This window comes from Amycolatopsis sp. GA6-003, assembly GCF_046267895.1.
Classification (GTDB): domain Bacteria; phylum Actinomycetota; class Actinomycetes; order Mycobacteriales; family Pseudonocardiaceae; genus Amycolatopsis.
This window is the reverse complement of the sequence record NZ_CP176499.1, coordinates 700,273-725,344: the sequence shown is the minus strand read 5'-3', so window position 1 is coordinate 725,344 and position 25,072 is coordinate 700,273. Positions and strand designations below refer to the sequence as shown.

24 protein-coding genes are annotated in these 25,072 nt (G+C 71.4%); 16 read left to right on the top strand and 8 right to left on the bottom strand.

The genetic code is table 11. The features are described from left to right. The first annotated feature begins 203 nt into the window (after window positions 1-203). The 4 genes from F9C12_RS03460 to F9C12_RS03445 all read left to right on the top strand — a co-directional run bounded on the left by F9C12_RS03460 (window position 204) and on the right by F9C12_RS03445 (window position 4,134). Entirely contained in the window at window positions 204-734 is a 531-nt protein-coding gene (locus tag F9C12_RS03460) for a helix-turn-helix transcriptional regulator (protein WP_409464709.1), read from the top strand. Window positions 735-840: 106 nt separating this feature from the next. Further along, window positions 841-1,986: a 4-hydroxybenzoate 3-monooxygenase gene (locus tag F9C12_RS03455; RefSeq protein ID WP_409464708.1), complete on the top strand. Its 1,146-nt coding sequence runs from the start codon at window positions 841-843 to the stop codon at window positions 1,984-1,986. An 81-nt stretch (window positions 1,987-2,067) separates the two neighbouring features. Next, window positions 2,068-3,222, top strand: a complete 1,155-nt coding sequence (locus tag F9C12_RS03450; protein WP_409180527.1) for a M50 family metallopeptidase — start codon at window positions 2,068-2,070, stop codon at window positions 3,220-3,222. Window positions 3,223-3,303: 81 nt separating this feature from the next. Then, window positions 3,304-4,134: a tRNA (adenine-N1)-methyltransferase gene (locus F9C12_RS03445; protein WP_009078143.1), complete on the top strand. Its 831-nt coding sequence runs from the start codon at window positions 3,304-3,306 to the stop codon at window positions 4,132-4,134. Here the strand turns inward: F9C12_RS03445 and F9C12_RS03440 are convergent. Further along, window positions 4,131-4,589 carry a hypothetical protein gene (locus F9C12_RS03440; protein WP_409464707.1) on the bottom strand — a complete coding sequence of 153 codons (459 nt, stop codon included), beginning with the start codon at window positions 4,587-4,589 and terminating at the stop codon, window positions 4,131-4,133. The genes F9C12_RS03445 and F9C12_RS03440 overlap by 4 nt on opposite strands. After that, window positions 4,590-5,519 carry a hypothetical protein gene (locus F9C12_RS03435; RefSeq protein WP_409464706.1) on the bottom strand — a complete coding sequence of 310 codons (930 nt, stop codon included), beginning with the start codon at window positions 5,517-5,519 and terminating at the stop codon, window positions 4,590-4,592. Window positions 5,520-5,860: 341 nt separating this feature from the next. Here F9C12_RS03435 and arc point away from each other — a divergent pair, with 341 nt between their 5' ends. After that, window positions 5,861-7,663: a proteasome ATPase gene (arc, locus tag F9C12_RS03430; RefSeq protein WP_409180524.1), complete on the top strand. Its 1,803-nt coding sequence runs from the start codon at window positions 5,861-5,863 to the stop codon at window positions 7,661-7,663. 56 nt (window positions 7,664-7,719) lie between these two features. Here arc and F9C12_RS03425 read toward each other — a convergent pair whose 3' ends face one another. Next, window positions 7,720-8,625 (bottom strand): DMT family transporter, encoded by a 906-nt coding sequence (locus tag F9C12_RS03425; protein WP_409464705.1) that lies wholly within the window; start codon window positions 8,623-8,625, stop codon window positions 7,720-7,722. A 120-nt stretch (window positions 8,626-8,745) separates the two neighbouring features. Here F9C12_RS03425 and F9C12_RS03420 point away from each other — a divergent pair, with 120 nt between their 5' ends. From F9C12_RS03420 to F9C12_RS03410, 3 genes are all read left to right on the top strand, one after another. Then, complete coding sequence (locus F9C12_RS03420) at window positions 8,746-9,084, top strand: hypothetical protein (RefSeq protein ID WP_409180522.1); 339 nt, start codon at window positions 8,746-8,748, stop codon at window positions 9,082-9,084. 96 nt (window positions 9,085-9,180) lie between these two features. Further along, the gene (locus F9C12_RS03415) at window positions 9,181-10,104 is read left to right on the top strand and encodes an aldo/keto reductase (RefSeq protein ID WP_409464704.1); all 924 of its coding nucleotides are present in this window, start codon (window positions 9,181-9,183) and stop codon (window positions 10,102-10,104) included. A gap of 70 nt (window positions 10,105-10,174) precedes the next feature. After that, a complete protein-coding gene (locus tag F9C12_RS03410) occupies window positions 10,175-10,786 on the top strand; it encodes a hypothetical protein (protein ID WP_409464703.1) in 612 nt (203 codons plus the stop codon). A 159-nt stretch (window positions 10,787-10,945) separates the two neighbouring features. Here the strand turns inward: F9C12_RS03410 and F9C12_RS03405 are convergent, their stop codons facing one another. Beyond that, on the bottom strand, window positions 10,946-11,464 hold the full coding sequence (locus F9C12_RS03405; RefSeq protein WP_409180519.1) for an NUDIX domain-containing protein: 519 nt from the start codon (window positions 11,462-11,464) through the stop codon (window positions 10,946-10,948). A gap of 40 nt (window positions 11,465-11,504) precedes the next feature. Here F9C12_RS03405 and dop point away from each other — a divergent pair, with 40 nt between their 5' ends. The 4 genes from dop (at window position 11,505) to prcA (ending at window position 15,160) form a co-directional block, all read left to right on the top strand. Then, a complete protein-coding gene (dop, locus tag F9C12_RS03400) occupies window positions 11,505-13,007 on the top strand; it encodes a depupylase/deamidase Dop (RefSeq protein ID WP_409180518.1) in 1,503 nt (500 codons plus the stop codon). Between the two features lie 89 nt (window positions 13,008-13,096). Further along, a complete protein-coding gene (locus F9C12_RS03395; RefSeq protein ID WP_037363480.1) occupies window positions 13,097-13,291 on the top strand; it encodes a ubiquitin-like protein Pup in 195 nt (64 codons plus the stop codon). Window positions 13,292-13,428: 137 nt separating this feature from the next. Next, a complete protein-coding gene (prcB, locus tag F9C12_RS03390) occupies window positions 13,429-14,292 on the top strand; it encodes a proteasome subunit beta (protein ID WP_409180517.1) in 864 nt (287 codons plus the stop codon). Window positions 14,293-14,353: 61 nt separating this feature from the next. After that, entirely contained in the window at window positions 14,354-15,160 is an 807-nt protein-coding gene (gene prcA, locus F9C12_RS03385; protein WP_409464702.1) for a proteasome subunit alpha, read from the top strand. A gap of 332 nt (window positions 15,161-15,492) precedes the next feature. Here the strand turns inward: prcA and F9C12_RS03380 are convergent, their stop codons facing one another. From F9C12_RS03380 to F9C12_RS03365, 4 genes are all read right to left on the bottom strand, one after another. Beyond that, the gene (locus F9C12_RS03380) at window positions 15,493-16,728 is read right to left on the bottom strand and encodes an RNA polymerase sigma factor (protein WP_409464701.1); all 1,236 of its coding nucleotides are present in this window, start codon (window positions 16,726-16,728) and stop codon (window positions 15,493-15,495) included. Beyond that, window positions 16,721-17,071 carry a YciI family protein gene (locus F9C12_RS03375; protein WP_409464700.1) on the bottom strand — a complete coding sequence of 117 codons (351 nt, stop codon included), beginning with the start codon at window positions 17,069-17,071 and terminating at the stop codon, window positions 16,721-16,723. The genes F9C12_RS03380 and F9C12_RS03375 overlap by 8 nt, the downstream gene beginning before the upstream one ends. A gap of 112 nt (window positions 17,072-17,183) precedes the next feature. Then, entirely contained in the window at window positions 17,184-18,407 is a 1,224-nt protein-coding gene (locus tag F9C12_RS03370; protein ID WP_409464699.1) for an alpha/beta hydrolase, read from the bottom strand. A 287-nt stretch (window positions 18,408-18,694) separates the two neighbouring features. After that, window positions 18,695-20,134, bottom strand: a complete 1,440-nt coding sequence (locus tag F9C12_RS03365) for a bifunctional phosphatase PAP2/diacylglycerol kinase family protein (protein ID WP_409466958.1) — start codon at window positions 20,132-20,134, stop codon at window positions 18,695-18,697. Between the two features lie 204 nt (window positions 20,135-20,338). On the opposite strand from F9C12_RS03365, the gene pafA reads away from it, so the two are divergent. The 4 genes from pafA to F9C12_RS03345 all read left to right on the top strand — a co-directional run bounded on the left by pafA (window position 20,339) and on the right by F9C12_RS03345 (window position 25,063). Further along, entirely contained in the window at window positions 20,339-21,697 is a 1,359-nt protein-coding gene (pafA, locus tag F9C12_RS03360; RefSeq protein WP_009078177.1) for a Pup--protein ligase, read from the top strand. 203 nt (window positions 21,698-21,900) lie between these two features. After that, window positions 21,901-22,938 (top strand): WD40/YVTN/BNR-like repeat-containing protein, encoded by a 1,038-nt coding sequence (locus F9C12_RS03355; protein WP_409464698.1) that lies wholly within the window; start codon window positions 21,901-21,903, stop codon window positions 22,936-22,938. A 155-nt stretch (window positions 22,939-23,093) separates the two neighbouring features. After that, a complete protein-coding gene (locus F9C12_RS03350; RefSeq protein WP_409180512.1) occupies window positions 23,094-24,086 on the top strand; it encodes a helix-turn-helix transcriptional regulator in 993 nt (330 codons plus the stop codon). Further along, on the top strand, window positions 24,083-25,063 hold the full coding sequence (locus F9C12_RS03345; protein WP_409180511.1) for a helix-turn-helix transcriptional regulator: 981 nt from the start codon (window positions 24,083-24,085) through the stop codon (window positions 25,061-25,063). Before F9C12_RS03350 ends, F9C12_RS03345 begins: the two co-directional genes overlap by 4 nt. Window positions 25,064-25,072: the final 9 nt, after the last annotated feature.

The following is a 25,072-nucleotide window of genomic DNA, read 5'->3' as shown; positions in this document are numbered from 1 at the left end:
CGTCTCGGGGGGCTGGGTGGTTGCCTGGCGGGTTTCGGATGGGGTGGCATTCCCATGCGGGCGGGCAGTTGGTTTATGCGGCCAGCGGGGGGTTTGCCACCAGTACGGAGTTCGGGACCTGGGTCGCCGTTGCGGATCGGGTGGTGTGGACGCCGCCTGGGGTGGGGCATTCGCATCGGTTTTACGGGCGGACTGACGCGCGGGTGGTCGAGGTTCCGGTGGAGGAGTGCGGCGGGGTGGCGCGGCGGCCTGGTGTGTTTGCTGTTTCGCCGTTGCTGCGGGCCGGGATTTTGGCGTTGACCGGCGGGAAGGAGCGGTCTCCCGAGGAGGCCGGGCGGGTTCGGGCGGTGGTGCTCGACGAGCTGCGGGAGGTCCCGGGGGAGTCGTTGCATCTTCCGGAGCCTCGGGACGATCGGCTGCGGGTCGTGAGCGAGCTGCTGCACGAGGATCCGGGGCGGGACGGGACGCTGGCCGAGCTGGGGCGGGCCGCGGGGGCCAGCGAGCGGACGCTCAGCCGGTTGTTCCAGGCCGAGCTCGGCATGAGTTTTCAGCGGTGGCGCACGGTGTTGCGGATCCACCACGCGTTGTTCCGGCTGAGCGAGGGCGAATCGGTGACGGATACCGCGATCGCGTGCGGGTGGTCGAATCCGTCGGCGTTCATCGGGGCGTTCACGGCGCTGGTCGGGCAGACGCCGGGGCGGTATCAGGCGGGGTTGCGCGGCCGCGGCGAGTAGGTTGGCGGGTTTTCGGGATCGGGTGTCCGGTGCGTGGTGGTCGGCGTCGCAGGGCCGGGAAGAGAGTGGTGATCGTCAGGTTCGCCAGCACTCTTTCGGAGAAAACATGACACAGGCAGACGAGAAAACCACGGTGGTCGTGGTGGGCGGCGGGGTGGCGGGGCTCGCGCTCGGCACGTTTCTCCTGCGCAGCGGGATTCCTTGCGTGGTCTTGGAAAAGAACAGCCGCGAGTACGTCGAGCAGCGGCAGAGGGCGGGATCTCTCGACGGTCGCGGCGTGCGGATGCTGCGCGACTGGGGCGTGGGCGAGGCCGTGGAGGGGCACGGAGACGGGCCGTCCGACGTCGTGCTGCCGCTGATCGTCCACGGCGAGCAGCGCGCCTGGCGGATGGACACCGACGAGGAGGGCGCGGGGGCGTTCATCCCGCAGCAGGTGCGCGTCCGCAACCTCGTCCGGATCTTCCTCCGCGACGGCGGCGACCTCCGGTTCGGGGCGGAGGACGTCACGCTCGAAGGGCTCGGCACCGAGCAGCCCCGGGTGCGCTACCGGGACGATCGCGGCGCCAAGGCGATCGACTGCGCGTTCGTCGCCGGCGCTGACGGCTTCCACGGCGTCAGCCGGACGGCGATCCCGGACGGCTTCCTCTCCTGCCACAGCCACGAGTTCGGCTACGCCTGGCTGACCGTCCTGGCGGAAGTGCCCGCCGATCCGCTAGCTGTGATGGCAGTGCATTCCCGGGGCTTCGCCGCGCAGATCACCCGCGGGCCGAACGCCAGCCGGATCTACTTGCAGTGTCCGGTTGACGACACCATCGGCGACTGGCCGGACGAGCGGATCTGGGAAGAACTCGGCGCCAGGTTCGCCGCACCGGTGCCGCGCGGGCCGATCGCGACGAAGCAGGTGGTGCCGCTGCGCGGGGTGGTGTTCAGCCCGATGCGCTACGGCAGGTTGTTCCTTCTCGGCGACGCGGCGCACCTGATCTCGCCGATGAGCGCGGAGGGGATGAGCCTCGCACTGCACGACGCGGAGGCGCTCGCCCGCGCGGTCGTGCACCAAGTCGAGAAGGACGATCCGAGCGCGCTGGAGAACTACTCGGACACCTGCCTGGCGCATGTCTGGGAACGGCAGGCGGCGGCGGTCTGGATGACCGACGCGATGCACGACTCCGGCGACGCGTCCTATCGCGGCGAGTTCCGGAAGCAGGTCGCGCTCGCGAATCTGGAGAACCTCGTCCAGCCGCGACCCGCCTGACCCGGGCGGCGAGACGGACACCACCCGTCCGGGGAGACCGGGTCACCGGCTTCCCACACGCGGCCCCCTACTCTGTCCGGCATGGCCGCGACCAGTCAGCACGGCGCCGGTCCCGCCCGGCGCGCCGGCGGGGACGGCGGCCTGCTGCTGTTCCGGGTCGGCGGGGTGCCCGTTTTGCTCGCCCCGTCGTGGTGGATCGGGTCGCTGATCATCGTGGTGCTCTACGCGCCGCTGGTCGGGCGGCTCCTGCCGGACGTTTCGACGCCGACCTCGTGGCTGCTCGCCGCCGCGTTCGCCGTGCTGCTCGGGCTTTCCGTGCTCGCGCACGAACTCGGGCACTGCCTCGTCGCGCTGCGGCTCGGGATCCCGGTCCGGCGGCTGCGGCTCTTCCTGCTCGGCGGACTGTCCGAAGTGGCCCGTACGCCGCGAAGGCCGGGCCAGGAAGGGCTGGTCGCCGCGGCGGGGCCCGCGGTTTCGCTGGTGCTGGGCGGGTTCTGCTCGCTGCTGCTGTTCGCGGTGCCGCCGGACGGCGCGGTGTGGCTGCTGGTCGCGGAGTGCGCGGTGGCGAACTTCGCGGTCGGCTTCTTCAACCTGCTGCCGGGATTGCCGCTGGACGGCGGACGGCTCGTGCGCGCCGGGGTCTGGGCGATGACCGGATTCCGCGCCAAGGGGACCAAGGCGGCGGTCGCCGGCGGCGCGCTCGTCGCGACCGGGCTGATCGTCTGGGCGCTGCTCGGGCTGGCGATGCAGAGCCCGGACCGGTGGCTGCGGCTCGGCGTGTGCGTCGTGACGGCGTGGTTCGTGATCCTCGGCGCGCGGTCGGAACTGGCCGCGGAAGCCCGGCGCGGCTGGCCCGCCGGACTGGAACTGTCCGATTTGGTGCGTCCGGTTCTGCAGCTGCCGGCGGAAAGCCCGGTGTCCGACGCGCTGGCCGCGTCGGCGGGACGCGGCGTCGTGCTGGTGCGCGCGGACGGGGTCGCGGCGGGACTGCTGGACGAGCAAGCCGCGCAACAGCTGGCGAGCGTCAGCCCGCACGCGCCCGCCGAACAGGCCGCCGAGCCGATCCGGGCGGAGACCGTGCTGCTCGCCTCGGAGCCGGGGGAGGAGATCGCCGAGCGCGTGCGCGAGACGCCCGCCTGGCAGTTCCTCGTGGTCGACGACGAAGGCCGGCCCGCGGGCGTGCTGCGCCGCGAAGACCTGCGGACCGCGCTGATGCAGGGCCGTCGTGCGCAGTGAGGGGCACCCGCGCACGACGGGCGCGGGACGACCTGCGAGGATTCGACGTCGGCGTTCCGGGTTTCGCAGTGGAGGAAGAAGTTGTCGGTCAGCGGACCGTTTCGTGCAGGTGACCGGGTTCAGCTGACGGACTCGAAAGGCAGGCACTACACCCTTACCCTCGCCGACGGCGGCGAGTACCACACGCATCGCGGCGCGCTCGCGCACGACGATCTCATCGGCCGCCCCGAGGGCAGCGTGGTGACTTCCGCGGGCGGCAGCACGTATCTCGCGCTGCGGCCGCTGCTGCCGGACTACGTGCTGTCGATGCCGCGCGGCGCGCAGGTGATCTACCCCAAGGACGCCGCGCAGATCGTGATGTGGGGCGACATCTTCCCGGGCGCCCGCGTCCTCGAAGCAGGCGCCGGTTCGGGCGCGCTCACCTGCTCGCTGCTGCGCGCGGTCGGTCCGGCGGGACAGGTGTTCTCGTACGAGATCCGCGACGACCACGCGGAGCACGCCGAACGCAACGTCGTGAAGTTCTTCGGCGAGAAGCCGGACAACTGGACGCTCACCGTCGCCGATCTGGCCACGCACACCGGCGAGGTCGACCGCGTCGTGCTGGACATGCTCGCGCCGTGGGACCAGCTGCCGAACGTCGCCGAGCACCTGGTGCCCGGCGGAGTCCTGACCGTCTACGTCGCCACGGTCACGCAGCTGTCGCGCGTCACGGAATCGCTGCGGGAACAGCAGTGCTGGACCGAGCCGGAGTCGTGGGAAACGCTGATGCGGCCCTGGCACGTCGTCGGCCTCGCGGTGCGGCCGGACCACCGGATGGTCGCGCACACCGCATTCCTGCTCACTGCCCGTCGACTGGCGGACGGCACAGTGTCGCCGCGCGTTTCACGGCGGCCCAGCAAGGGCAAAGGCTAAACAGGGACGCACCATCGGCCGTTCTCGCGGCGCAGCGGGAACGGCGTCTCCTTGTGCCCGCCTGCGCCTTCGACCCGGACAGTCACCGTCGCGTCGTCGCCCGCGATCGCCGGTTGTCCAACCAGTGAGACGCGCAGCGGGCCCGCGGCGTCCCATTTCTCCTGGAGTTCCTTCAGCGCGGCCGCAGTTTGCGGTTTGCACGCGAGAGTGCCGAATTCGGCGGAGTCGGCGCGCGTGATCGCGTCGACGAGAGTGCGGGCCAGCGCGGCGATCGCGGCCTGATCCGCGGCGGGCGCGGGACTCGGGGACGTGCTGACCCGCGGCGGAGGCGGCGGAGCGGGCGGTTCCGAAGAGGGGCGGGCGGGCCCCGGCAGGCCGATCGAGAGCAAGCCGAGGACACCGCCCGCGACAACGACTGCGAGCAGGCAGAGTGCCGTGCCGAGCCGGCGTCTCACCTAGTGGTCCGTGCTGACCTTCCCGAGGCACCAGGCCCCGCCCTGGCGCAGCGCGGTGAGGGTGCCGTCGGCGGTCTTGCTGGTCATGCTGACGTGGTACTTCACCGTGGCCTGGTCGCCGTTCTCCTGCGGGCTGCTGGTCAGCTCGAAGTGGATGCCCGAGGGCATCTTCTCGGTCGGCTTCTGGCCCTTGGTGAGACTCGTGCACAGCAGCGAGAACAGGCCGTCGGTGTCGGAGCTGTTGTACGCCTCGGACGCGGCCTGGAACAGCTCGCCCGAGGTCGCCTTCGCCCCGGCTGCCGCGGGGTAGTTGCCGCTGCTCGAACCCGACGACGACGAGGACGACGGGGAGGACGACGAACTGCCGCCCGGGCCGCTGGACTGCGGGCCGGCGGCGGGAGCCGAGGACGACGCGGGCGGAGCCGCGGTCTTGGAGTCCTTGCTGTCGCCGGTGAGCCAGATGACCAGGCCGGTCGCCCCGCCGAGCACGACCACCGCGCCGATCGCGAGGCCGACGATCAGGCCGGTCTTCTTCTTTTTCGGCGGCTCCTCGCCGAACCCGCCGAACTGCCCGCCCGGCTGCTGCCCGAACGGCCCGCCGGGCTGCCCCGGCTGTCCGAACTGCCCCGGCTGGCCCGGCTGCCCGAACTGGCCGGGCTGCTGTCCGAACTGCCCGAACTGGTCCGGCTGCTGCCCGTACTGCTGGGGACCGCCCTGCTGCGGGTATCCGCCCTCGTAGGGGCCGCCCGGACCGGGGGTTCCGGGCGCGGCCGGGAACCCGCCGGACTGCGGTCCGGGCTGCCCGCCCTGGTTCCATCCGCCCTGCTGGGGCTGGCCGTACTGCGGCTGCCCGCCCGGCTGCTGCCCGTACGGGTTCGGCTGCTGGCCGCCCTGGTCCCAGCCGCCGGGCTGCTGCGGCGGATAAGTCATCTCGGTTCCCCCTGCCGTGCTCGCGAAAAGTCGAGGCCGCGGACGGAGCGCGGCCACCCGGGGATGCTAGCCAGCCGCGGGCGTTCGTGCGCAGCCAACCCGCAACTCGGGTTTGCCGGGCGCCTGGCGGGGCAATCCGCAGCGTGTTCAGTTCCGCGTTGCGGAAACCCGCGCGGAGCGGATTCCCGTCCGCGGCACCGAATCGGCCGCTTGCGCTGCGCTCGCAGCCGTGCTTCCCCGGAAGAAAAAGCGCGACGCGCCGGTCTTGTGATGCGGAAAGGCCTTTTCTTGTCGGTGATCGCCGGTACCGTGGAATGAAAAGCACTCCGAGGAGGTGCCCGATGCATCATGACCTTCCCGGAGGTCGGCGCGAGGAGGCCGACCCTTCAGCAACCGGCGGAGCAGGGCAGACACCAGAGGAACAAGCCCGGCAGATCCGTTTTCTCGAGGAAGAAGTGGCGCTGCTGCGCCGCAGGCTCACCGATTCCCCGCGACAGAACCGCGTTCTCGAACAACGTCTCGCCGAGGCGTCGGAACGGGTGAGTCAGCTCACCGAGCGGAACACGAAACTCGTCGAAACCCTGCGCGAAGCACGGGGTCAGCTGCTCGCCCTCCGCGAGGAGGTCGACCGGCTCGCCCAGCCGCCGAGCGGGTACGGGGTGTTCGTCGAGGCGTACGAGGACAACACGGTGGACGTCTACACCGCGGGGCGCAAGATGCGCGTCTCGGTGTCGCCCGCGGTGGAGGTCTCGTCGCTGCGGCGCGGGCAGGCGTTGCGGCTCAACGAGGCGCTCACGGTCGTCGAAGCCGGCGATTTCGAGCGCACCGGCGAGGTCTGCGCGCTGCGCGAGGTGCTCGCCCCGGAGAACGAGGGCGGCGTCACGCGCGCGCTCGTGGTCGGGCACGCGGACGAGGAGCGGGTGGTCCTGCTGTCGGACCCGCTCGCCGAGCAGCCGCTCAAACCGGGCGATTCTCTCCTGGTGGACTCCAAGGCGGGCTACGCCTACGAACGGGTGCCGAAGGCGGAGGTCGAGGACCTCGTGCTGGAGGAGGTGCCGGACGTCCGCTACGAGGACATCGGCGGCCTGACCCGGCAGATCGAGCAGATCCGCGACGCCGTGGAGCTGCCGTTCCTGCACGCGGACCTCTACGAGCAGTACCAGCTGCGCCCGCCGAAGGGCGTGCTGCTCTACGGCCCGCCCGGCTGCGGCAAGACGCTCATCGCGAAGGCGGTGGCGAACTCGCTGGCCAAGAAGGTGGCCGAGGCTCGCGGGGACAACGCGGACGGCAAGTCCTACTTCCTCAACATCAAGGGCCCGGAACTGCTGAACAAGTTCGTCGGCGAGACCGAGCGGTCGATCCGGCTGATCTTCCAGCGGGCCCGGGAGAAGGCCTCCGAGGGCACCCCGGTGATCGTGTTCTTCGACGAGATGGACTCGATCTTCCGCACCCGCGGCTCGGGCGTGTCCTCCGACGTGGAGACCACGATCGTGCCGCAGCTGCTGTCGGAGATCGACGGCGTCGAGGGGCTGGAGAACGTCATCGTCATCGGCGCCTCCAACCGCGAGGACATGATCGACCCGGCGATCCTGCGGCCGGGCCGGCTCGACGTCAAGATCAAGATCGAGCGGCCGGACGCCGAGGGCGCGAAGGACATCTTCTCGAAGTACCTGGCCGAGGGCCTGCCGATCCACGCCGACGACCTGGCGGAGTTCGGCGGGGACCAGAAGGCCACGTTCGACGCGATGATCCAGCACACCGTCGAGCGGATGTACGAGGAGAGCGACGAGAACCGGTTCCTGGAGGTCACCTACGCCAACGGGGACAAGGAAGTCCTGTACTTCCGCGACTTCAACTCGGGCGCGATGATCCAGAACATCGTGGACCGGGCGAAGAAGTCGGCGATCAAGTCGGTGCTGGAGACCAAGCAGCCCGGCCTGCGCGTGCAGCACCTGCTGGACGCGATCGTCGACGAGTTCGCGGAGAACGAGGACCTGCCCAACACCACCAACCCGGACGACTGGGCCCGGATCTCCGGCAAGAAGGGCGAGCGGATCGTCTACATCCGCACGCTCGTCACCGGCAAGAACCAGGAATCGGGGCGGGCGATCGACACCGCCACGAACACCGGTCAGTACCTGTAGGACAGTGCGAACGCCGCGGGGCCGCCGGATCTCCTCCGGCGGCCCCGCGGTCGTCTTCAGACGCGTTCCAGGACCGGTTGCCGCGCCCGGGAAAGCCGTCCGTGCGACGCCAGGATCCCGAGCACCACGAGCACCGCTCCGACGGGTTCGTTCCAGTGCACCGGCTCGTCGAGGACCAGCACGCCGAGCAACACTCCGACCACCGGAGTGAGGTAAGTCACAGCGGATGCGTTGGCAGCGCCCCAAGCGGCGGCGATCGCGGCGTTCCAGGCGTAGGCCACGCCGGTGCCGAGCACGCCGAGCGCCACCATGGACAGGATCACGCCGAGATTCAGGCGCACCGGCTGCGCGGCGAGCACGGGTGCCGCGGCCAGCAGGACGATCGTGGCGAAACCGGTTTGCCCGAACGCGACCACGACCGGGTCCGGATTGTGCGGCGATACGAACTTCCGCAAATACACGAAAGCCAAGCCATAGCAGGTGGTCGCGCCGAGGCAGGCGAGCTGGGCGAGGACTTCGTGGCTGAGGTCGATGCCGCGCCAGACGCCGACGAGCGTGAGGACGCCCGCGAAACCGATCAGCAGCCCGGCGGTTTTCGGCCGGGTGAGCCGTTCCGCGGGCAGCGCGGCCGCGGCGAACAGCATGGTCAGCAGGGGAGTGGTGGCGTTGAAGATGCTGGCGAGCCCGGAGGCGACGTACTGCTCGGCCCACGAGAACAGCAGGAACGGCCCGACGCAGAACAGCAGCGAAACCACCGCGAGATGCGCCCACAACGCGGGATCGCGGGGGAGCGATCGCCTGCGCAGCACCAGGAACGCGCCGAGCGTCAACGCGCCCAGCGCGACCCGGGCCAGCGCCACCTGAGCCGGCGACAACCCTTCCAGGCCCACCTTGATGAACAGAAAACTCGCGCCCCACACGGCGGCGAGCGCGACGAACCGCGCGGCGATGCCGAACCTCACTGAACCTCCGAAACGACCAGCGGACTGCCTCGGCCAGTCAACGTCCGCGCCACGCCCGGAGTCCAGCGGGTTTCGGTCACCGCGTTCGACCTCGGTGTATAACGCCCTATACTGCGCCGCGTGAGCACAGAAAACGCCCGCCCGCGCCCGCCGATCACCGAAGCCGACGTCCTCGCCTGGCTCGAGACGACCGCCGCCGCCGTCCAAGCGGGGGAGCTGAACGCCAACGACCTGATCGACCTGCTGGGGGAGCTGCGCCGCGCCTCCGCGGCCTGCGCCGACGCGTCCGACTGGGCACTCCTCGCCGCCCGCGAGGAAGGAGCCAGCCTCCGCCAGATCGCCCCGGTCTTCGGCAAAGGCTACGTCCGCGCACCCGCCGCCCGCCTCGAAAAACTCCACCGCCAAGCCCAGAACTCCGGCCAATGGCTCGCCATCCTCCGGCACAAACAAAGTGTATAACGACCTATACGGCAGGCGATGTGAAAGCACCACCGCTCGTCTTGCCTGAGCACACCGTGCTCACTCCCGAAAACCGCTGAAGACAAGGGGATTCCGATGGACCGCATCGCGGTGGGGCTGGCCGCGCTCGGCCGTCCGGCATACATCAATCTGGGGCGGGACCTGCCCGAAGTGCGGGACGTCCCGTCGATGCGAACCGCGACACACGAGGTGCTCGACGCGGCGTACGCGGCGGGAATCCGGTGGGTTGATGTCGCGCGGTCTTACGGCCGTTCGGAGGAGTTCCTCGGCGGCTGGCTGGCCGAACGCGGGCACCAGGACGTGACCGTGTCCAGCAAATGGGGCTACCGCTACGTCGGCGACTGGCGGCTGGACGCGGACGTCCACGAGGTCAAGGAGCACACCCTGCCGCGGTTTCGCGAGCAATGGGCGCAGACGCGGGAACTCCTGGCGGATCACGTGCACCTGTACCAGGTGCATTCGCTCACTGTGGACAGTCCACTTTTGACTGATCGGCCCTTGATCGACGCGCTGGCCGGGCTTTCCGCCGAGGGTGTCGAGGTCGGTTTCTCCACCTCCGGACCCGCGCAGGCGGACGTGGTGCGCCGGGCGTTCGAGCTGGAATCGGCCGGGCAGCCGGTGTTCGCGTCGGTCCAGTCCACGTGGAACGTCTTCGAGCCTTCGTCCGGGCCGGCGCTGGCGGAAGCGAAAGCGGCCGGGAAACGGGTGCTGGTCAAGGAAACCCTCGCGAACGGACGGCTCGTCGCGGAGGCTCCGGAGCCGTTGCGGCGGATCGCCGAGGCGCACGGCGTCGGCCCGGACGCGATCGCGGTGGCGGCGGTGCTCGGGCAGGAGTGGGCCCCGGTGGCGGTGCTGGGCCCGTCGAGCCCGGCGCAGCTGGCCGCGAACCTCGCCGCGACGCGGGTGCGGCTCGGCGACGGCGACCGCGCTGTGCTGGGAGAACTCGCGCAGGACGCGCGGGAGTACTGGACGCGCCGATCCCACCTCGGGTGGAGCTGAGCGATTGCATTACCCTCGGGGCCCAGCATGGCCCGGGGCGAACGGGCAACACTGAGCGCGGAGGGGCAACGTGCGTCGTCGGCAGGTGCCAGCAGTCGCTGTGCTGGTCGGGCTGGGGGCGCTGGCCGGGCTCGCCGGATGCGGCAACCGGCCCAACAATCTCGAGACCTACTACGACGATCCGGCTCCGGCGCCGGGCACGAGCGCTCCGGTCGCTCCGCCGGTGTCGCGCGCGGTCGATCCTCCGGCCGTTTCTTCTTCGCCGGCCCCGGATCCGAGGCGCGCGGAGGCGGCGCTGCTGTCCGATTCGGACGTTGCCGAGGAGGGCGTGACGCCAGGCTCAGGGCGCGTTTCGGGGTGCCTGACCGGGTTGGCCGCAGGCGAGCGCAAGTCGGTGAGCTGGGTGTATCCGAGCGGTTCGGCGTTGACGCACGAGGTCACGGCGTACCCGGACCGCAACGGCGAGGACGTCGTGGCAGCCACGCATTGCGCAGGCACAGAGATCTCGTTGCCGCCGCAGCCAGGAATCACCGTGCAACGAGCCTGGTGCGAAGGCTCGACCTGCGCAGTACTGGTGGCGAAGGGCAACCTCGTCTCAGCCCTGAGCGTCGCCGCGAGCACCCCCGCCCGCGCCCAAGACGCAGCCAAACGCCTGCTGCCCAAACTCACCGCAAAGCTGTAACCCCACCCCACCCCGCCCCCACTTCTTGAAACCGGACCACCACCGCGGGATCGCGTCGGCGTCTGACCGAGCGGTGTGCCCGGCCCCCCGGGCCCAGCACACCGCTCGGTCAGACGCCGACTGAAGGCGATCCCGCGCGCGCCGACGAAGTCGGCGCAATCAAACACAGTTCCGGAACCACTCTCGAATGCCCTCCCGCCCGTCGGGAATGAACGGCAGCTCGGGTTCGGGGTCGAAGACCCACTCCCGAAGCTCCTCCAGCGAAATCCAGCGCCCCTCCACGATTTCCTCGGCCTGCAGCCGGACCGGCCCGTCCCAGCGGACTTCGAAGGCGAAGTTGTGGCAGCGGATCGTGCCGTCGTCGTAGATTTTGGTGAACAGCGGTTCCGGTTCCACTCCGTGGACGCCGAGTTCTTCGGCGAGTTCGCGGCGGGCGCAGTCGGCGGGGGTTTCGCCGGCGGCGACGATTCCGCCCGCCCAGCAGTCCCAGGTGGAGGGGAAGATGTCCTTGTCCGCCGTGCGGAGGTGCACGTAGACCGAGCGGCCGTCGCCCGATCGGACGAGGACGACGCCGGCGGCGTGCCAGAGGCCTTCGGCCCGCACGCGGGAGCGGAGCGTCTCGCCGATCGCGCGGCCGGTGTCGTCATAGAGGGCAACGAGTTCGTCACTGCCTGGCATGGGGGCATCGTCGCACGCGCCGAACCCGTAGGGTGGTGGCATGCGTCGGATCATGGGAACCGAAGTCGAGTACGGCATCGCCGTGCCCGGGGACGCCACGGCGAACCCGGTGCTCACCTCGACTCAGGTGGTGCTGGCCTACGCCGCGGCTGCGGACATCCCGAGGGCGCGCCGGGCGCGCTGGGACTACGAGGTGGAGTCGCCGTTGCGCGACGCGCGCGGGTTCGACCTGACCGGGCCGGGCGGTCCCGGGCACGACCCGGACGTCGAGGACCTCGGGGCGGCGAACGTCATTCTCACCAACGGCGCCCGGCTGTACGTGGACCACGCGCATCCGGAGTACTCCGCGCCGGAGGTCACGAACGCGCGGGACGCGGTGATCTGGGACAAAGCGGGCGAGCGGGTGATGGAGGAGGCCGCGCTGAAGGCGGCCACCGTGCCGGGGCAGCCGCCGTTGCAGCTGTACAAGAACAACGTGGACGGCAAGGGCGCGAGCTACGGCACGCACGAGAACTACCTGATGCAGCGGTCGACACCGTTCACCGCGGTGATCGGCGGGCTGACGCCGTTCTTCGCGTCGCGGCAGGTGGTCTGCGGTTCGGGCCGGGTGGGGATCGGGCAGCAGAGCGAGGAGGCGGGTTTCCAGCTTTCGCAGCGCTCGGACTACATCGAGGTCGAGGTCGGGCTGGAGACGACGCTCAAGCGCGGGATCATCAACACGCGCGACGAGCCGCACGCGGACGCGGACAAGTACCGGCGGCTGCACGTGATCATCGGGGACGCGAACCTGTCGGAGTACTCGACGTATCTGAAGGTCGGGACGACGGCGCTGGTGCTGGACCTGATCGAGGCCGGGGTGCGGTTCGACGACCTGAAGCTGGACGAGCCGGTGCGGGCGGTGCACAAGATCAGCCACGACCCGACGCTGAAGACGAAGGTCGAGCTGGCGAACGGGAAGAAGTTCACCGGGCTGGACCTGCAGTTCGCCTATCACGAGCTGGCGGCGGCGAACCTGGAGCGCACGGGCGCGGACGAGGCGTCGAAGGAAGTGCTGCGGGTGTGGGGCGAGGTGCTGGACGCGCTGGCGCGGGATCCGCAGGAGTGCGCGGACCGGCTGGACTGGCCCGCGAAGCTGCGGCTGCTGGAGGGCTACCGGGAGCGGGACCAGCTGGCGTGGGGCGCGCCGCGGCTGCGGCTGGTGGACCTGCAGTATTCGGACGTGCGGCTGGGCAAGGGCCTCTACAACCGGCTGGTCACGCGGGGGTCGATGAAGCGGCTGGTGACCGAGGAGGAGGTGCAGGCGGCGATCACGAATCCGCCGTCGGACACGCGCGCCTACTTCCGGGGCCGGGCGCTGGAGAAGTACGCGTCGTCGATCGCGGCGGCGTCGTGGGATTCGGTGATTTTCGACGTGGGCCGGGAGTCGCTGGTGCGGATCCCGACGCTGGAGCCGTTGCGGGGGACGAAGGCGCACGTCGGGAAGCTGCTGGACGCGGCGGCGACGGCGGAGGAGCTGGTGGAGGCGATCACCGGTTCGGACTAGCGCGATCCCGGCGTTTCGGGCCGAGGGAAGGCCCTTTTCGTCGGTACCGCTGGGTAGGCTAGGGAACATCGGCCAGACCGGGAGGCGAGATGGCGCAGGAGAAGATCGAGAAGCACGGCGGCGGCGATTCCGACGAGGAGTTCGACGGCGCGGGTGCGGCGGGCCAGGAGCGGCGGGAGAAGCTCGGCGAGGACGTGGACACGATCCTCGACGAGATCGACGACGTGCTGGAGGAGAACGCCGAGGACTTCGTCCGCGCTTACGTGCAGAAGGGCGGCGAGTAGCCGTCCGCCCGTCGCGGCCGTCCCGGGTGCGGGGCGGTGCGGCGGGCGCGCGCTGGGCCGGAGGTTTCGCGCGGCGGCGCCGGGGGCAGTTCCCGGCGTTGCCGGGCACGGGATGAAGATGGGAACCGAGAGCACGTATGGACAACACCTCCTCTGGGGCGGGTTTTTCCGGGCCCGGACTGCCGTCGGCCTACTTTTCGCCGACGACGTCGTCGTTCGCGGATTTCGTGCGCGCGACCGCGCCGGAGCTGCTGCCGGCGCGGCGGGTGCCGGCGGGCGCGGCTGAGCTGGACGCGCCGCACGGCACGACGATCGTGGCGGTCGCGTTCGCCGGCGGGGTGCTGATCGCCGGCGACCGGCGGGCGACGTCGGGGAACCTGATCGCGAGCCGGGACATCGAGAAGGTGCACGTCACGGACGAGTACTCGGCGGTGGGCATCGCGGGGACCGCGGGGCTGGCCGTGGAGATGGTCCGGCTGTACGCGGTGGAGCTGGCGCATTACGAGAAGATCGAGGGCGTTTCGCTTTCGCTGGACGGCAAGACGAACAAGCTGGCCGGGATGGTGAAGGCGAACCTGGAGATGGCGATGGCGGGGCTGGCGGTCGTGCCGTTGTTCGTCGGGTACGACCTGGAGGCCGAGGACGCGAAGCACGCGGGCCGGATCGTGTCGTACGACGCGGCGGGCGGGCGGTACGAGGAGCACGCCGGGTACGCCAGCGTCGGTTCGGGGTCGTTGTTCGCGAAGTCGTCGCTGAAGAAGCTGTACGACCCGGACGCGGACGTGGACGCGGCGGTGCGGACGGCGCTGGAGGCGTTGTACGACGCGGCGGACGACGACACCGCGAGCGGCGGGCCGGACCTGGTGCGGCGGATTTTCCCGAACGTCATCACCATCACCGCGGAGGACGGCGCGGTGCTGCTGTCCGCGGAGCAGACGGGTGCGGTGGCCGAGGCGGTGGTGGCCGGGCGCGCGGAGCGCAATCACCACCGGCCGGTCTGAGGCCGCCGATGTCCGCTGAGTCAATGATTGCCGAGTTTTCGGAGAACGTGGAGCCGACACCGTGACGATGCCGTTGTATGCCTCTCCCGAGCAGTTGATGCGGGAGCGTTCCGAGCTGGCGCGCAAGGGGATCGCGCGGGGCCGGAGCGTGGTGGTGCTGAAGTACGCGGGCGGGGTGCTGTTCGTGGCGGAGAATCCGTCGGCGACGCTGCACAAGGTGTCCGAGATCTACGACCGGATCGGGTTCGCCGCGGTGGGCCGGTATTCGGAGTTCGAGAACCTGCGGGTGGCGGGGATCCGGCACGCGGACCTGAAGGGCTACCAGTACGACCGCCGGGACGTGAGCGCGCGGGCGCTGGCGAACGCGTACGCGGCGACGCTGGGCAGCATTTTCACCGAGCAGCTGAAGCCGTTCGAGGTCGAGGTGTGCGTGGCCGAGGTCGGGGCGACCGCGGCGGAGGACCAGCTGTACCGGTTGACGTTCGACGGGTCGATTTTCGACGAGTCGCCGTTCGTGGTGATGGGCGGGCAGACGGAGCCGATCAGCGCGAAGCTGAAGGACGTCGTGGATCCCGGCCACGATCTGCGCACGGCGCTGGCGACGGCGATCGAGGGGCTGCGGGCGACCGCGGCGTCGTCGAACGGGAACGGGTCGGCGGCGGAGGCGGAGATCAAGCTCGAGGTCGCGGTGCTGGACCGGGCGAAGCCGCGGCGGGCGTTCCGGCGGTTGTCGGGGGCGGCGCTGGAGGCGTTGCTGCCGGCGAAGGCGGAGCCGGCCGAGAAGGCGGACGATTCCGGCGAGGGCGATTCCGGTAAGGGCTCGGACCAGGATTCCGGCAAGGGCGAGGGTTCGGCCGAGAAGGAATGACGTAACGGACTGCGGGCCGTCGGGGAAATCCGGCGGCCCGCAGTCGTTTTCCCCAATGCCGACGGGTGCGCTGGTGACTGCGTGGTGGCGTCGCCGGGGGCGGGGTTCGTGCAGTCAGCGGCTGGCGATTCCGGAGGGAGTCGCGCGGGCGCGGGCGGTGTGGCCGGAGTTCCGGATCGCGGATGGCGATCGACTGGGACGGCATCACCTGCGAGAGCGGGGGAGGAGCGTGCGACGTGCTGCCGCGACGACCAGTTCCGGCAGCACGGCCAGAAGCTGTCCGGACCGTTGACGGCGCTCGTCGACCCCGTCCTCAGCAGATGGGCGCCGAGCTAGAGCGACTCCAGCCGTTGACGCAAATGGGCGCGTTCCGGCTCGGTTCCCGCGTTGGCCAGCGCTTCCTGGTACGCCGCCGCTGCTTCGGCGTCGCGGCCGAGGCGGTGCAGCAAGTCTCCGCGCGCCGCGGCGTACGGGTGGTATCCCTGGAGCCGGGGCTCGTCGGCCAAGCCGTCCAGGAGTTTCAGCCCTGCTTCGGGCCCGTCGCGCATCGCGACCGCGGCCGCGCGGTTGAGCGCGACCACCGGGGTCGGCGTGAGCGTCAGCAGGATGTCGTACAGCGCGACGATCTGCGGCCAGTCAGTGCGCGCGACGTCCGGTGCTTCGGCGTGGAGCGCGGCGATCGCCGACTGCACCCCGTACGGCCCGGGCGGCCCGCCGGTGAGCGCGACCGGCACCAGCGCGCGGCCCTCGTCGATCAGCGCCGCGTCCCAGGACGTGCGGTCCTGGTCTTCGAGCAGGACGAACTCGCCCTCGGGTCCGGTGCGGGCCGCGCGGCGGGCGTGCACCAGCAGCAGAAGCGCGAGCAGCCCGGTGACTTCGCGTTCGTCCGGCAGCAGGCGGTGCAGGATCCGGGCCAGCCGGATGGCTTCCTCGGCCAGGTCGGGCCGCTGGATGTCCGGGCCGGAACTGGCCGCGTAGCCCTCGGTGAACAGCGAATACAGCACCTGCAGCACGCCGGGCAGCCGGGTGCGCAGCTCGTCGCCCGCGGGGACGCGGAAGGGGATGCGGTGGTCGCGGATCCGGTTCTTGGCCCGCACGATCCGCTTCGCCATCGTCGCGGTCGGCACGAGGAACGCCCGCGCCACCTCGGGCGTCGTGAGCCCGGCCAGGCAGCGCAGGGTGAGCGCGAGCCGGTCCTCGGCGGCCAGCGCGGGATGGGCGCAGGTGAAGAACAGCTGGAGCCGGTCGTCGGGCAGGTCGCCGTCGGCCCCGGGCGGCGGGGGAGGGTCGGTGCGGTCGGATTCCGCTTGCAGGACAGCCAGTTTCGCCGCGTACGCCTGGTCGCGGCGGAGCCGGTCGACCGCCTTGCGGCGCGCGGTCGTCATCAGCCACGCGCCGGGTTTCGGCGGGACGCCGTCGATCGGCCACCGCACCAGCGCGGCCTCCACCGCCTCGGCGGCGACCTCCTCGGCCAGGTCGAGATCGCCGAACCGGCGGACGAGCGCGCCGAGCAGGCGGCCGTGCTCCTCGCGGAACACGGCCGCCACCGACGCTCGTGCGTCAGGCACTGAAGTCGGCGATCGGCCGGACCACGATCGAACCGTCGCGGGCGCCCGGGCAGCGGGCCGCCCAGTCGAGCGCGGCGTCGAGGTCCGGCACGTCCAGCACGTAGAACCCGCCGAGCAGCTCGCGGGTCTCGGCGAACGGGCCGTCGGTGGTGATCGAGCGCTCGCCGTCCGGGCCGACCTGCACCTTGGTCGCGGTCACGAGGTCGGCGAGCGACTCGCCGCTGACGTACACGCCCGCGTCGCGGACTTCCTTGTCGTAGGCCATCCAGTCGGCGGGCTCGCAGCCGGCGGCCCCGCCCTGCTCGGTGGCCGCGGAAGCGTGGATCAGCAGCAGGTACTTCATGGTCGGGCTCCTTCGTCGGTCGGCGCGGCCGGAGTGCCGCGCTGACCTCACCACGAACGGCGCCCGCCCGGATGGACAGGGCCGGGAAGATATTTTTCCCCGGGCGATCCGCTCAGAAGGAGGCAGGGGCGCTGCGGAAGTTCTGATCGGCGAAGGCGAGCATGTAGGGCAGCGTCGCGCGGGCGGTGTGCCAGGTGTGGTTGAACCCGCGTTCGGCGTGCACCACGACCTCCTGGCCGCGCCGCTGCAGCGACCCGGCGATGCGGTGCGCGGTCGCCACGTCGGTCGGCGCGCCGGTGCCGACGGTCAGCATCACGGCGATCTTCTGCGGGAACGGCATCGTCGGGATGTAGCGGCGCGGGGTGTTCGCCGCGATCGCCGCCTGGTTGCCGCCGAGCACGCCGACCGAGTCGTTCAGGTCGTCGTAGGGCAGCGAGATCAGCAGTGTGCCGAACTCGTCGAGGTGGTGCAGCCCGATGTTCAGCGCGCCGAACCCGCCGCCGGACATGCCGCCGAGCGCGCGGTGGCCGCGGTCGGCGAACGTGCGGTAGTGCTTGTCGACCGACGGCACGATGCCGCTGGCGAGGTACGTCTCCAGCTGCGGCCCGCCCGGGACGTTGAGGCATTCCCAGTCGGTGCTCGGCCGGTTGGCGGTGAGGTCGACGCTCACGATGATCATCGGCTGGATCACGTGGGCGTCCTCGAGGCTCTTCAGCGTCTGCGGCGCGGAGCCGGAGGTGAGCCAGTCGCGTGGGCCGCCGTAGGGGTAGCCGTGGATGAGGTAGACGACCGGGTAGCGCTTGTTCGCGTTCGCCGGGTCGTGGTAGCCGGCCGGGAGGACCACGTAGTTCTCGCCGTTCGGCACGCCGTGCGCGGGGTCGGGCACGTTCAGCACCTCGATGCTGCCGTTGCCGCTGGGCGGGGCCGCGGGCCGGGCGGCGGTGGGGGAGCTGCCGCTGGTCCCGCCGGTGGCGCTGAGGTCGGAGTCCTCGGCCGGATCGTCGCTGGTGCTGCGCAGCAGGGTGCCCGCGACGTTCATCGCGCCGCCCCCGCGCTGCAGGAGCCTGCCGAGGTCGCTGGGCGTGCGGACGTAGCCGACGTAGCTGTTCACCGCGGTGACCGCGGCGATCAGGAACAGCGCGATCGAACCGCTGATGCCCCAGCGGCGCACGCGGCGGCGGTGCGCGAGCGCGATGGTGACGGCGAGGACCGCCGCGGCGGCTCCGGCGAACGCGAGCCACAGCAGCGGGGATTCGAGCGGCCCGAGGTCCCTTGCCTGGGAGGTGACCGACGGGGGCAGGACCGGGTCGACCGCCCGCGGGAGCAGCTGGCTCATCCGCGGCCTGCCGGAGACGGGCAGCTGCGACCGCGGGAGGAAAAACGCACTGAGAAGACCCCTGCCGTGAACTGGTGCGGACAGGGCAGTCCGCACCTCGAAGATCACGCTAGGGAGGGCTCGCTGTGGATTCGTTGAGAAAAGGTAAAGAAACGGTCAAGTGCCGTCGAGGGGCAGCCCAGCTGGCGGTAATCGCGCAGGTCAGGGCGGTGAGAGCCGAGCGTCGAGTGGCGAAGGCCTCGGTGCCCGAGCACGCGCTCTCCGAGGGACCTTAGGGCACGAAGCGGTCAGGAGTCACCGTCCGGATTCCGGTAGACGGTCAGCGCGCTCGGCCGCGACCGGAACCGGAACTCCCGCCCGAGCGGGCCCACCTCGCCGTCGGTGGCGACCCGGCGGTTCCCGTCGAGCAGCCGCACGTGCAGCTCCGGCAGGTCCCGCTGCCGGTAGACGTGGCTCGCGTGCAGGCTGTTGGTGAGGCTCGCGAGCACGAACCGGGTCCGCGACCAGCGCACGTCGGCCCGCACGTAGCGGACGTCGAGCAGGCCGGTGTCGAGCGCCGGGCGCCGCGACGGCGCGAACCCCTTCGGCGCGTACGTGCCGTTGCCGACGAAGATCAGCCACACCTGCGTCGGCTTCCCGTTCAGCTGCACGCGCAGCGGTTTCGCGCGCCGCAGCACGCGCACGAGCGCGAGCGCCGCGGACGGCCACTTCGGAAACCGGCTCTGCAGCTTTTCCCGCAGCCGCACCATTTCCGGGTACCCGCCGAGGCTGGCGGTGTTGACGAACCAGCGGTGCCCCGGTTCTCCGGAGCCGTCGATCTCGACCTCGGCCAGGTCGATGCCTACCGCGTGCCCGCCCTCGGTCGCCTCGTCCGCGTCCGGCATCGAACGCACCCCGATGTCGCGGGCGAAATGGTTGAGCGTCCCGGCCGGGATGAGCGCCAGCGGCAGCCCGCGTTCGGCGGCGACCGACGCCACGGCCGCGACCGTGCCGTCCCCGCCCGCGACGCCGAGCGCGCGGACCGAGCCGTGCGCTTCGATCTCGGCGGCCAGCTGCTCGCGCAGGTCCCGCGACGGATCCGGGTAGATCAGCGACGCCTTCGGCCAGGCGTAGCGGACGTCCTCGGTCGGGTCGAGCCCGTTGACGCCCGAATTCGGGTTCACCAGCGCCAGCATGTCCTCGCCGTCGCGCATCTCCGGCGCTTCCGCGGCGTGCGCGGTGCGGGCCCGCGCGTCCGGGTGCAGCGGCCACCAGTGCCGGGTCAGCACGGCGATCCCGGTCCCGATCGCCAGCCCGGCGGCGACGTCGCTCGGCCAGTGCACCCCGGTGTGGACCCGCGAGTACGCGACCGCCCCGGCGAGCGGGACGACCACGAGCCCGGCCTTCGGCGACTCCATCGCGACTGCGGTCGCGAACGCGGCGGCCGAGGCCGAATGCCCGGACGGGAACGACGACGATGTCGGCCGTTTCCGCAGCTGACGGTGCGCCGGAACCTCCTCCTCGGCCGGACGGCGGCGCGGGAACAGCGGCTTCGCGACCAGGTTCGCCGCGGCGCTCGCGCCGGCGATGGCGGCGATCCCGCGCAGCGCGCCGCGGCGCGCCGGGCCCTTCCGGACCGCCAGCACCGCCGCCACGCCCCACCAGAGCCGCGATTTGTTCGCACTCCGGGACAACGCGGTCACCACGTCGTCGGCCCGGGTGCGGGGAATCGCCGCACTGCGCCGCATCAGCGCCCGGTCCCGCTGCCCGACCTGCCGGAATGCCCGGCCGACCTGCTGGAACACTCTCGTCCACCTCCGCTGGCCGCGCCGGATCCACCCCGGTCCCGGCGACCGGTTTCCGCCGCAATGTCACCACTTGCAACGTACCGACCGCGTGTCGCCGCCCGAACGGCGCACCTTCCGCGGGGGTCCAGCGCCTACTCTGGGGGGATGCAGCGGCGGATCTTTGGCATCGAGACCGAGTTCGGGGTCACGTGCACCTTTCACGGCCAGCGCAGGCTCTCCCCCGACGAGGTCGCGCGCTACCTCTTCCGGCGGGTCGTCTCGTGGGGACGCTCGTCCAACGTGTTCCTGTCCAACGGCTCCAGGCTCTACCTCGACGTGGGCTCGCACCCGGAGTACGCGACGGCCGAGTGCGACGACCTGACCCAGCTCGTCACCCACGACAAGGCCGGCGAGCGGATCCTCGAGGACCTCCTCGTGGACGCCGAGCGCCGGCTCGCCGACGAGGGCATCGGCGGCGACATCTTCCTGTTCAAGAACAACACCGACTCCGCGGGCAACTCCTACGGCTGCCACGAGAACTACCTGGTCACCCGGGCCGGGGAGTTCTCCCGGATCGCCGACGTGCTGCTGCCCTTCCTCGTCACCCGCCAGCTCATCTGCGGCGCGGGCAAGGTGCTGCAGACCCCGCGCGGCGCGGTGTACTGCCTCTCCCAGCGCGCCGAGCACATCTGGGAAGGCGTCTCCAGCGCCACCACCCGGTCCCGGCCGATCATCAACACCCGCGACGAACCCCACGCCGACGCCGAGCGCTACCGGCGCCTGCACGTCATCGTGGGCGACTCGAACATGGCCGAGCCCACCACCATGCTCAAGATCGGATCGGCCAACCTCGTGCTCGAGATGATCGAGGCCGGGGTCCAGTTCCGCGACTTCACGCTCGACAACCCGATCCGCGCGATCCGCGAGATCAGCCACGACCTCACCGGACGCCGCCAGGTCCGGCTCGCCGGCGGGCGCGAGGCCTCCGCGCTGGACATCCAGCGGGAGTACCACGCCCGGGCGGTCCAGCACCTGAAGGAGAACGGATCCACGCCCGCCAACGAGCGGGTCGTCGAACTGTGGGGCCGCGCGCTGGAGGCGGTCGAGGAGCAGGACTTCAGCAAAATCGACACCGAGATCGACTGGGCGATCAAGCACCGGCTGGTCGAACGCTACCGGGCCAAGCACGACCTGGACCTCTCCAGCCCGCGAGTGGCCCAGCTCGACCTCGCCTACCACGACATCCGCCGCGGCCGCGGAATCTTCGACCTGCTGCAGCGGAAAGGACTCGTCCGCCGGGTCACCGACGACGGCGAGATCGAGGCCGCCAAGGACACCCCGCCGCAGACCACCCGGGCGAAACTCCGCGGCGACTTCATCGCGGCGGCCCAGGCGGCCGGGCGGGACTTCACGGTCGACTGGGTGCACCTGAAGCTGAACGACCAGGCACAGCGCACCGTGCTGTGCAAGGACCCGTTCCGGTCGGTGGACGAGCGAGTGGAACGGTTGATCGGGTCGCTGTAATTTTGGCGCCGACTTCGTCGTCGCGGGCGGGATCGCCTTCAAGTCGGCGTGCGGAGGGGCGATGCACCCGGCCCTGGGGGGCCGTGCCCATCGCCCCTCCGCACGCCGACGCGATCCCGCGTTGGGGTTGCGTGAGCGGGAAACCGTTGGTGCGGGCGGAGAATCCGACGAAAGTCGTCGGGCGGGTGCGGCAGGATTCTGGCATGCGTGCGTTCCGGGCTGTTTTAGTTCTGGTGGCGGTGTTGTCGGTGTCTCTCGGCGGAGTTGCCGCGGCTTCTTCGCTGCCGTCGTGGCAGCTGCTGTCCACGGGCACCACTGCGCAATTCCGTGGGCTGTCCGCCGTCAGCGAGCGGGTCGCGTGGGTCAGCGGGACTCAGGGCACGGTGCTGCGGACGGTCGACGGCGGGCGTAACTGGCTGTCGGTCGGGCCGCCGGGCGCCGGGAAGCTCGAGTTTCGCGACATCGAGCCCTTCGACGCCGGGCACGCCGTCGTGCTGTCGATCGGGCCTGGTGCGGATTCCCGGGTCTATCGCACCGACGACGGCGGGAAGCACTGGCGGCAGACGTTCAGCAACCCGGATTCCGCCGCGTTCTACGACTGCCTCGCCTTCTTCGACCCCTGGCGCGGGCTCGCGATGAGCGACCCGGTCAACGGGAAGTTCCGCGTCCAGGCCACCTTCGACGGCGGCCGCAGCTGGAAGCAGATCCCGGAGGACGCGTTCCCGCCCGCCGAGCCCGGAGAAGCCGGGTTCGCGGCCAGCGGCCAGTGCGTCACCACGTCCGGGCCGTTCGACGCGTGGCTCGCCACCGGCGGCGGCCCGCAGGCACGCGTTCTGCACTCGGGAGACGGCGGCAGGCACTGGACCGCGGCCCGGACGCCGTTGCCGAGCAGCGCGTCGGCGGGGGTTTTCGCGGTCGCGTTCCGCAACCCGTGGCAGGGCGTCGCGATCGGCGGCGACTACGCCAACCCGACCGCGCCCGGTCCGGCTGTCGCGGTGAGCCATGACCGCGGCCGCAGCTGGCGTACTCCGCCGGAGCATCCCGCCGGGTACCGCTCCGGGCTCGCTTGGCGCGGCGGCACGGTGCTGGCCGTCGGGCCCGGCGGGAGCGATCTGAGCCGCGACGGGGGACGGCACTGGACCTCGTTCGACACCGGCGGTTTCGACACCGTCGACTGCGCCTGGACCGGGGCGTGCTGGGCCAGCGGGGCCAAGGGGCGCGTGGCGAAGCTGGTTCCGTAGGAGGGAACCCGTTCCGGGCGGCAAGGCTGTCCGGAACGGCGGCGCGTGACCGGGCGCGCGCCGAGGGTCCCCTCGCCGCGCCCATCCTGACCAGGCGCGACGCGCGCGGGCTGGACCTGACGATCGCGCGCGACGGGGAGAGCTAGAGTCGTCTGGTGTCCACCGCACGCGCCGAACGGCTGGTCAACCTCGTGCTGGCCCTGCTCTCCACCCGGCAGTACCTCACCGCGGAGCGGATCCGCGGGATCGTGCCCGGGTACGCCGACGCGGCCAGCGACGACGCCTTCTTCCGCACCTTCGAACGCGACAAGACCGAACTGCGGGAACTCGGCATCCCGCTCGAAACCGGCCGCAACTCCGTCTTCGACCCCGTCGAGGGCTACCGCATCGCCCGGCGCGACTACGAACTCGGCGAGATCGACCTCGCCCCCGACGAGGCGGCGGCCGTCGGGCTCGCCGTCCGGCTCTGGGACTCGCCCGAACTCACCGGGCAGGCCCAGGGCGCGCTGGTGAAACTCCGCGCGGCCGGCGTCGAGGTCGACGACCAGGCCCCGACCCTGATCGAGCCCCGGGTGCGCGCCGAACCGGCGTTCGCGCCGATGCTCGCCGCCGTCCAGGCCGGACAGGCGGTCCGGTTCGAATACCGGCGCAGCGGCTCGCCCGAACGCCGCATCCGCACGCTCGAACCGTGGGGCGTGGTGTCCTGGCGCGCCCGCTGGTACGTCGTCGGGCACGACCGCGACCGCGACGCGCCCCGCTGCTTCCGGCTCTCCCGCGTCACCGGGAAAGTCGCCGCGATCGGGAAACCGGGCGCGGTCGTGCGGCCCGAGGGCGTCAACCTGATGCAGCTCGTGTCGGTGACCGGCGGCAGCGAGGAACCGGCCCCGGTCACCACCGCCCGGCTGTGGGTCGCCGACGGCCGCGCCGCCGGAGTCCGCCGCCGCGGCGACGTCGTGGGCCGCGAAACCGTCGCCGGCGAGGAAGGCGACGTGATCGAGATCGGCCTGTACTTCCCGGAATCGGCCGCCGACTGGATCGCCGCGCAAGGCCCGGACGTGCTCGTGCTCGAACCGGACGTGCTCGCCAAATCCGTGCAGCACCGGCTCGAGGCCGTGCTGGCCCGCGCCGGGCAGGGGAGCGCCCGATGAGCGCCTCCGCCGAGCGCATGCCGAGACTGCTCGCGCTCGTGCCCTACCTGCTGGCCCGCCCCGGCATCCGGATCGACGAGGCCGCCCAGGACTTCGACGTCACCCCGCGCCAGCTGCGCAAGGACCTCGAACTGCTGTGGATGTGCGGCCTGCCCGGCTACGGCCCCGGCGACCTCATCGACCTGTCCTTCGAAGGCGACACGATCGTCGTCACCCACGACGCCGGGATGAGCCGCCCGCTGCGCCTCACCGGCGGCGAGGCCACCGCGCTGCTGGTCGCCCTGCGCGCCCTCGCCGAAACCCCCGGAGTGGCCGACGGCGACGCGGTCCGCCGGGCCATCGCCAAAATCGAGGACGCCGCCGGGCAGGCCCGCCCGGCCGGGGTCGTCGTCGGGGGAGGAGTGCGCGAAGGAGCCCGCGCCGCCCGCACCCGCGAAACCGTGGCCGGCGCGCTGCAGGACGGCCGCGCGCTGCGGATGCGCTACTACACCGCCTCCCGCGACCAGATCACCGAACGCACCGTCGACCCGATGCGGCTCGTCATCGTCCAAGGCGTCGGCTACCTCGAAGCGTGGTGCCGACGCGTCGAAGGCGTCCGGCTCTTCCGCCTCGATCGGGTGGATGCGCTCACCGTATTGGACGAACCCGCCGCCCCGCCCGCCCACGCGCGGCCCACCGACCTGTCCGACGGCGTCTTCTCCGCCCGTCCCGATCAGCGGGTCGCCCATCTCGTGCTCGACCCCGACGCCCGCTGGGTCGCCGAGTACTACCCGTGCGAGGAACTCGACGAACTCGACGGCGGACGGCTGCGCATCGCCATGCGGTACAGCGACGAGCCCTGGATGGTCCGCCTCGTGCTCAGCCTCGGCGGGGAAGCCCAGGTGGAGAGCCCCGCCACACTCGCGCACGCAGTCGGTCGCCGGGCCGCCGACGCCGTGGCGCGTGCCCGTCACCTCACGTCCATCTCCGACCGATAAGGTGGTTTC

Bases quoted from the DNA above. Each gene is read 5' to 3' on its own strand.
- F9C12_RS03345 (WP_409180511.1), top strand. From the start codon at position 24,083: ATGAGCGCCTCCGCCGAGCGCATGCCGAGACTGCTCGCGCTCGTGCCC.
- F9C12_RS03375 (WP_409464700.1), bottom strand. From the start codon at position 17,071: ATGAAGTACCTGCTGCTGATCCACGCTTCCGCGGCCACCGAGCAGGGC.
- F9C12_RS03365 (WP_409466958.1), bottom strand. From the start codon at position 20,134: ATGCGGCGCAGTGCGGCGATTCCCCGCACCCGGGCCGACGACGTGGTG.
- F9C12_RS03355 (WP_409464698.1), top strand. From the start codon at position 21,901: ATGCGTGCGTTCCGGGCTGTTTTAGTTCTGGTGGCGGTGTTGTCGGTG.
- prcB (WP_409180517.1), top strand. From the start codon at position 13,429: ATGGACAACACCTCCTCTGGGGCGGGTTTTTCCGGGCCCGGACTGCCG.
- F9C12_RS03370 (WP_409464699.1), bottom strand. From the start codon at position 18,407: ATGAGCCAGCTGCTCCCGCGGGCGGTCGACCCGGTCCTGCCCCCGTCG.
- F9C12_RS03455 (WP_409464708.1), top strand. From the start codon at position 841: ATGACACAGGCAGACGAGAAAACCACGGTGGTCGTGGTGGGCGGCGGG.
- F9C12_RS03395 (WP_037363480.1), top strand. From the start codon at position 13,097: ATGGCGCAGGAGAAGATCGAGAAGCACGGCGGCGGCGATTCCGACGAG.
- F9C12_RS03415 (WP_409464704.1), top strand. From the start codon at position 9,181: ATGGACCGCATCGCGGTGGGGCTGGCCGCGCTCGGCCGTCCGGCATAC.
- F9C12_RS03435 (WP_409464706.1), bottom strand. From the start codon at position 5,519: ATGACTTATCCGCCGCAGCAGCCCGGCGGCTGGGACCAGGGCGGCCAG.
- pafA (WP_009078177.1), top strand. From the start codon at position 20,339: ATGCAGCGGCGGATCTTTGGCATCGAGACCGAGTTCGGGGTCACGTGC.
- dop (WP_409180518.1), top strand. From the start codon at position 11,505: ATGCGTCGGATCATGGGAACCGAAGTCGAGTACGGCATCGCCGTGCCC.
- arc (WP_409180524.1), top strand. From the start codon at position 5,861: ATGCATCATGACCTTCCCGGAGGTCGGCGCGAGGAGGCCGACCCTTCA.
- F9C12_RS03450 (WP_409180527.1), top strand. From the start codon at position 2,068: ATGGCCGCGACCAGTCAGCACGGCGCCGGTCCCGCCCGGCGCGCCGGC.
- F9C12_RS03405 (WP_409180519.1), bottom strand. From the start codon at position 11,464: ATGCCAGGCAGTGACGAACTCGTTGCCCTCTATGACGACACCGGCCGC.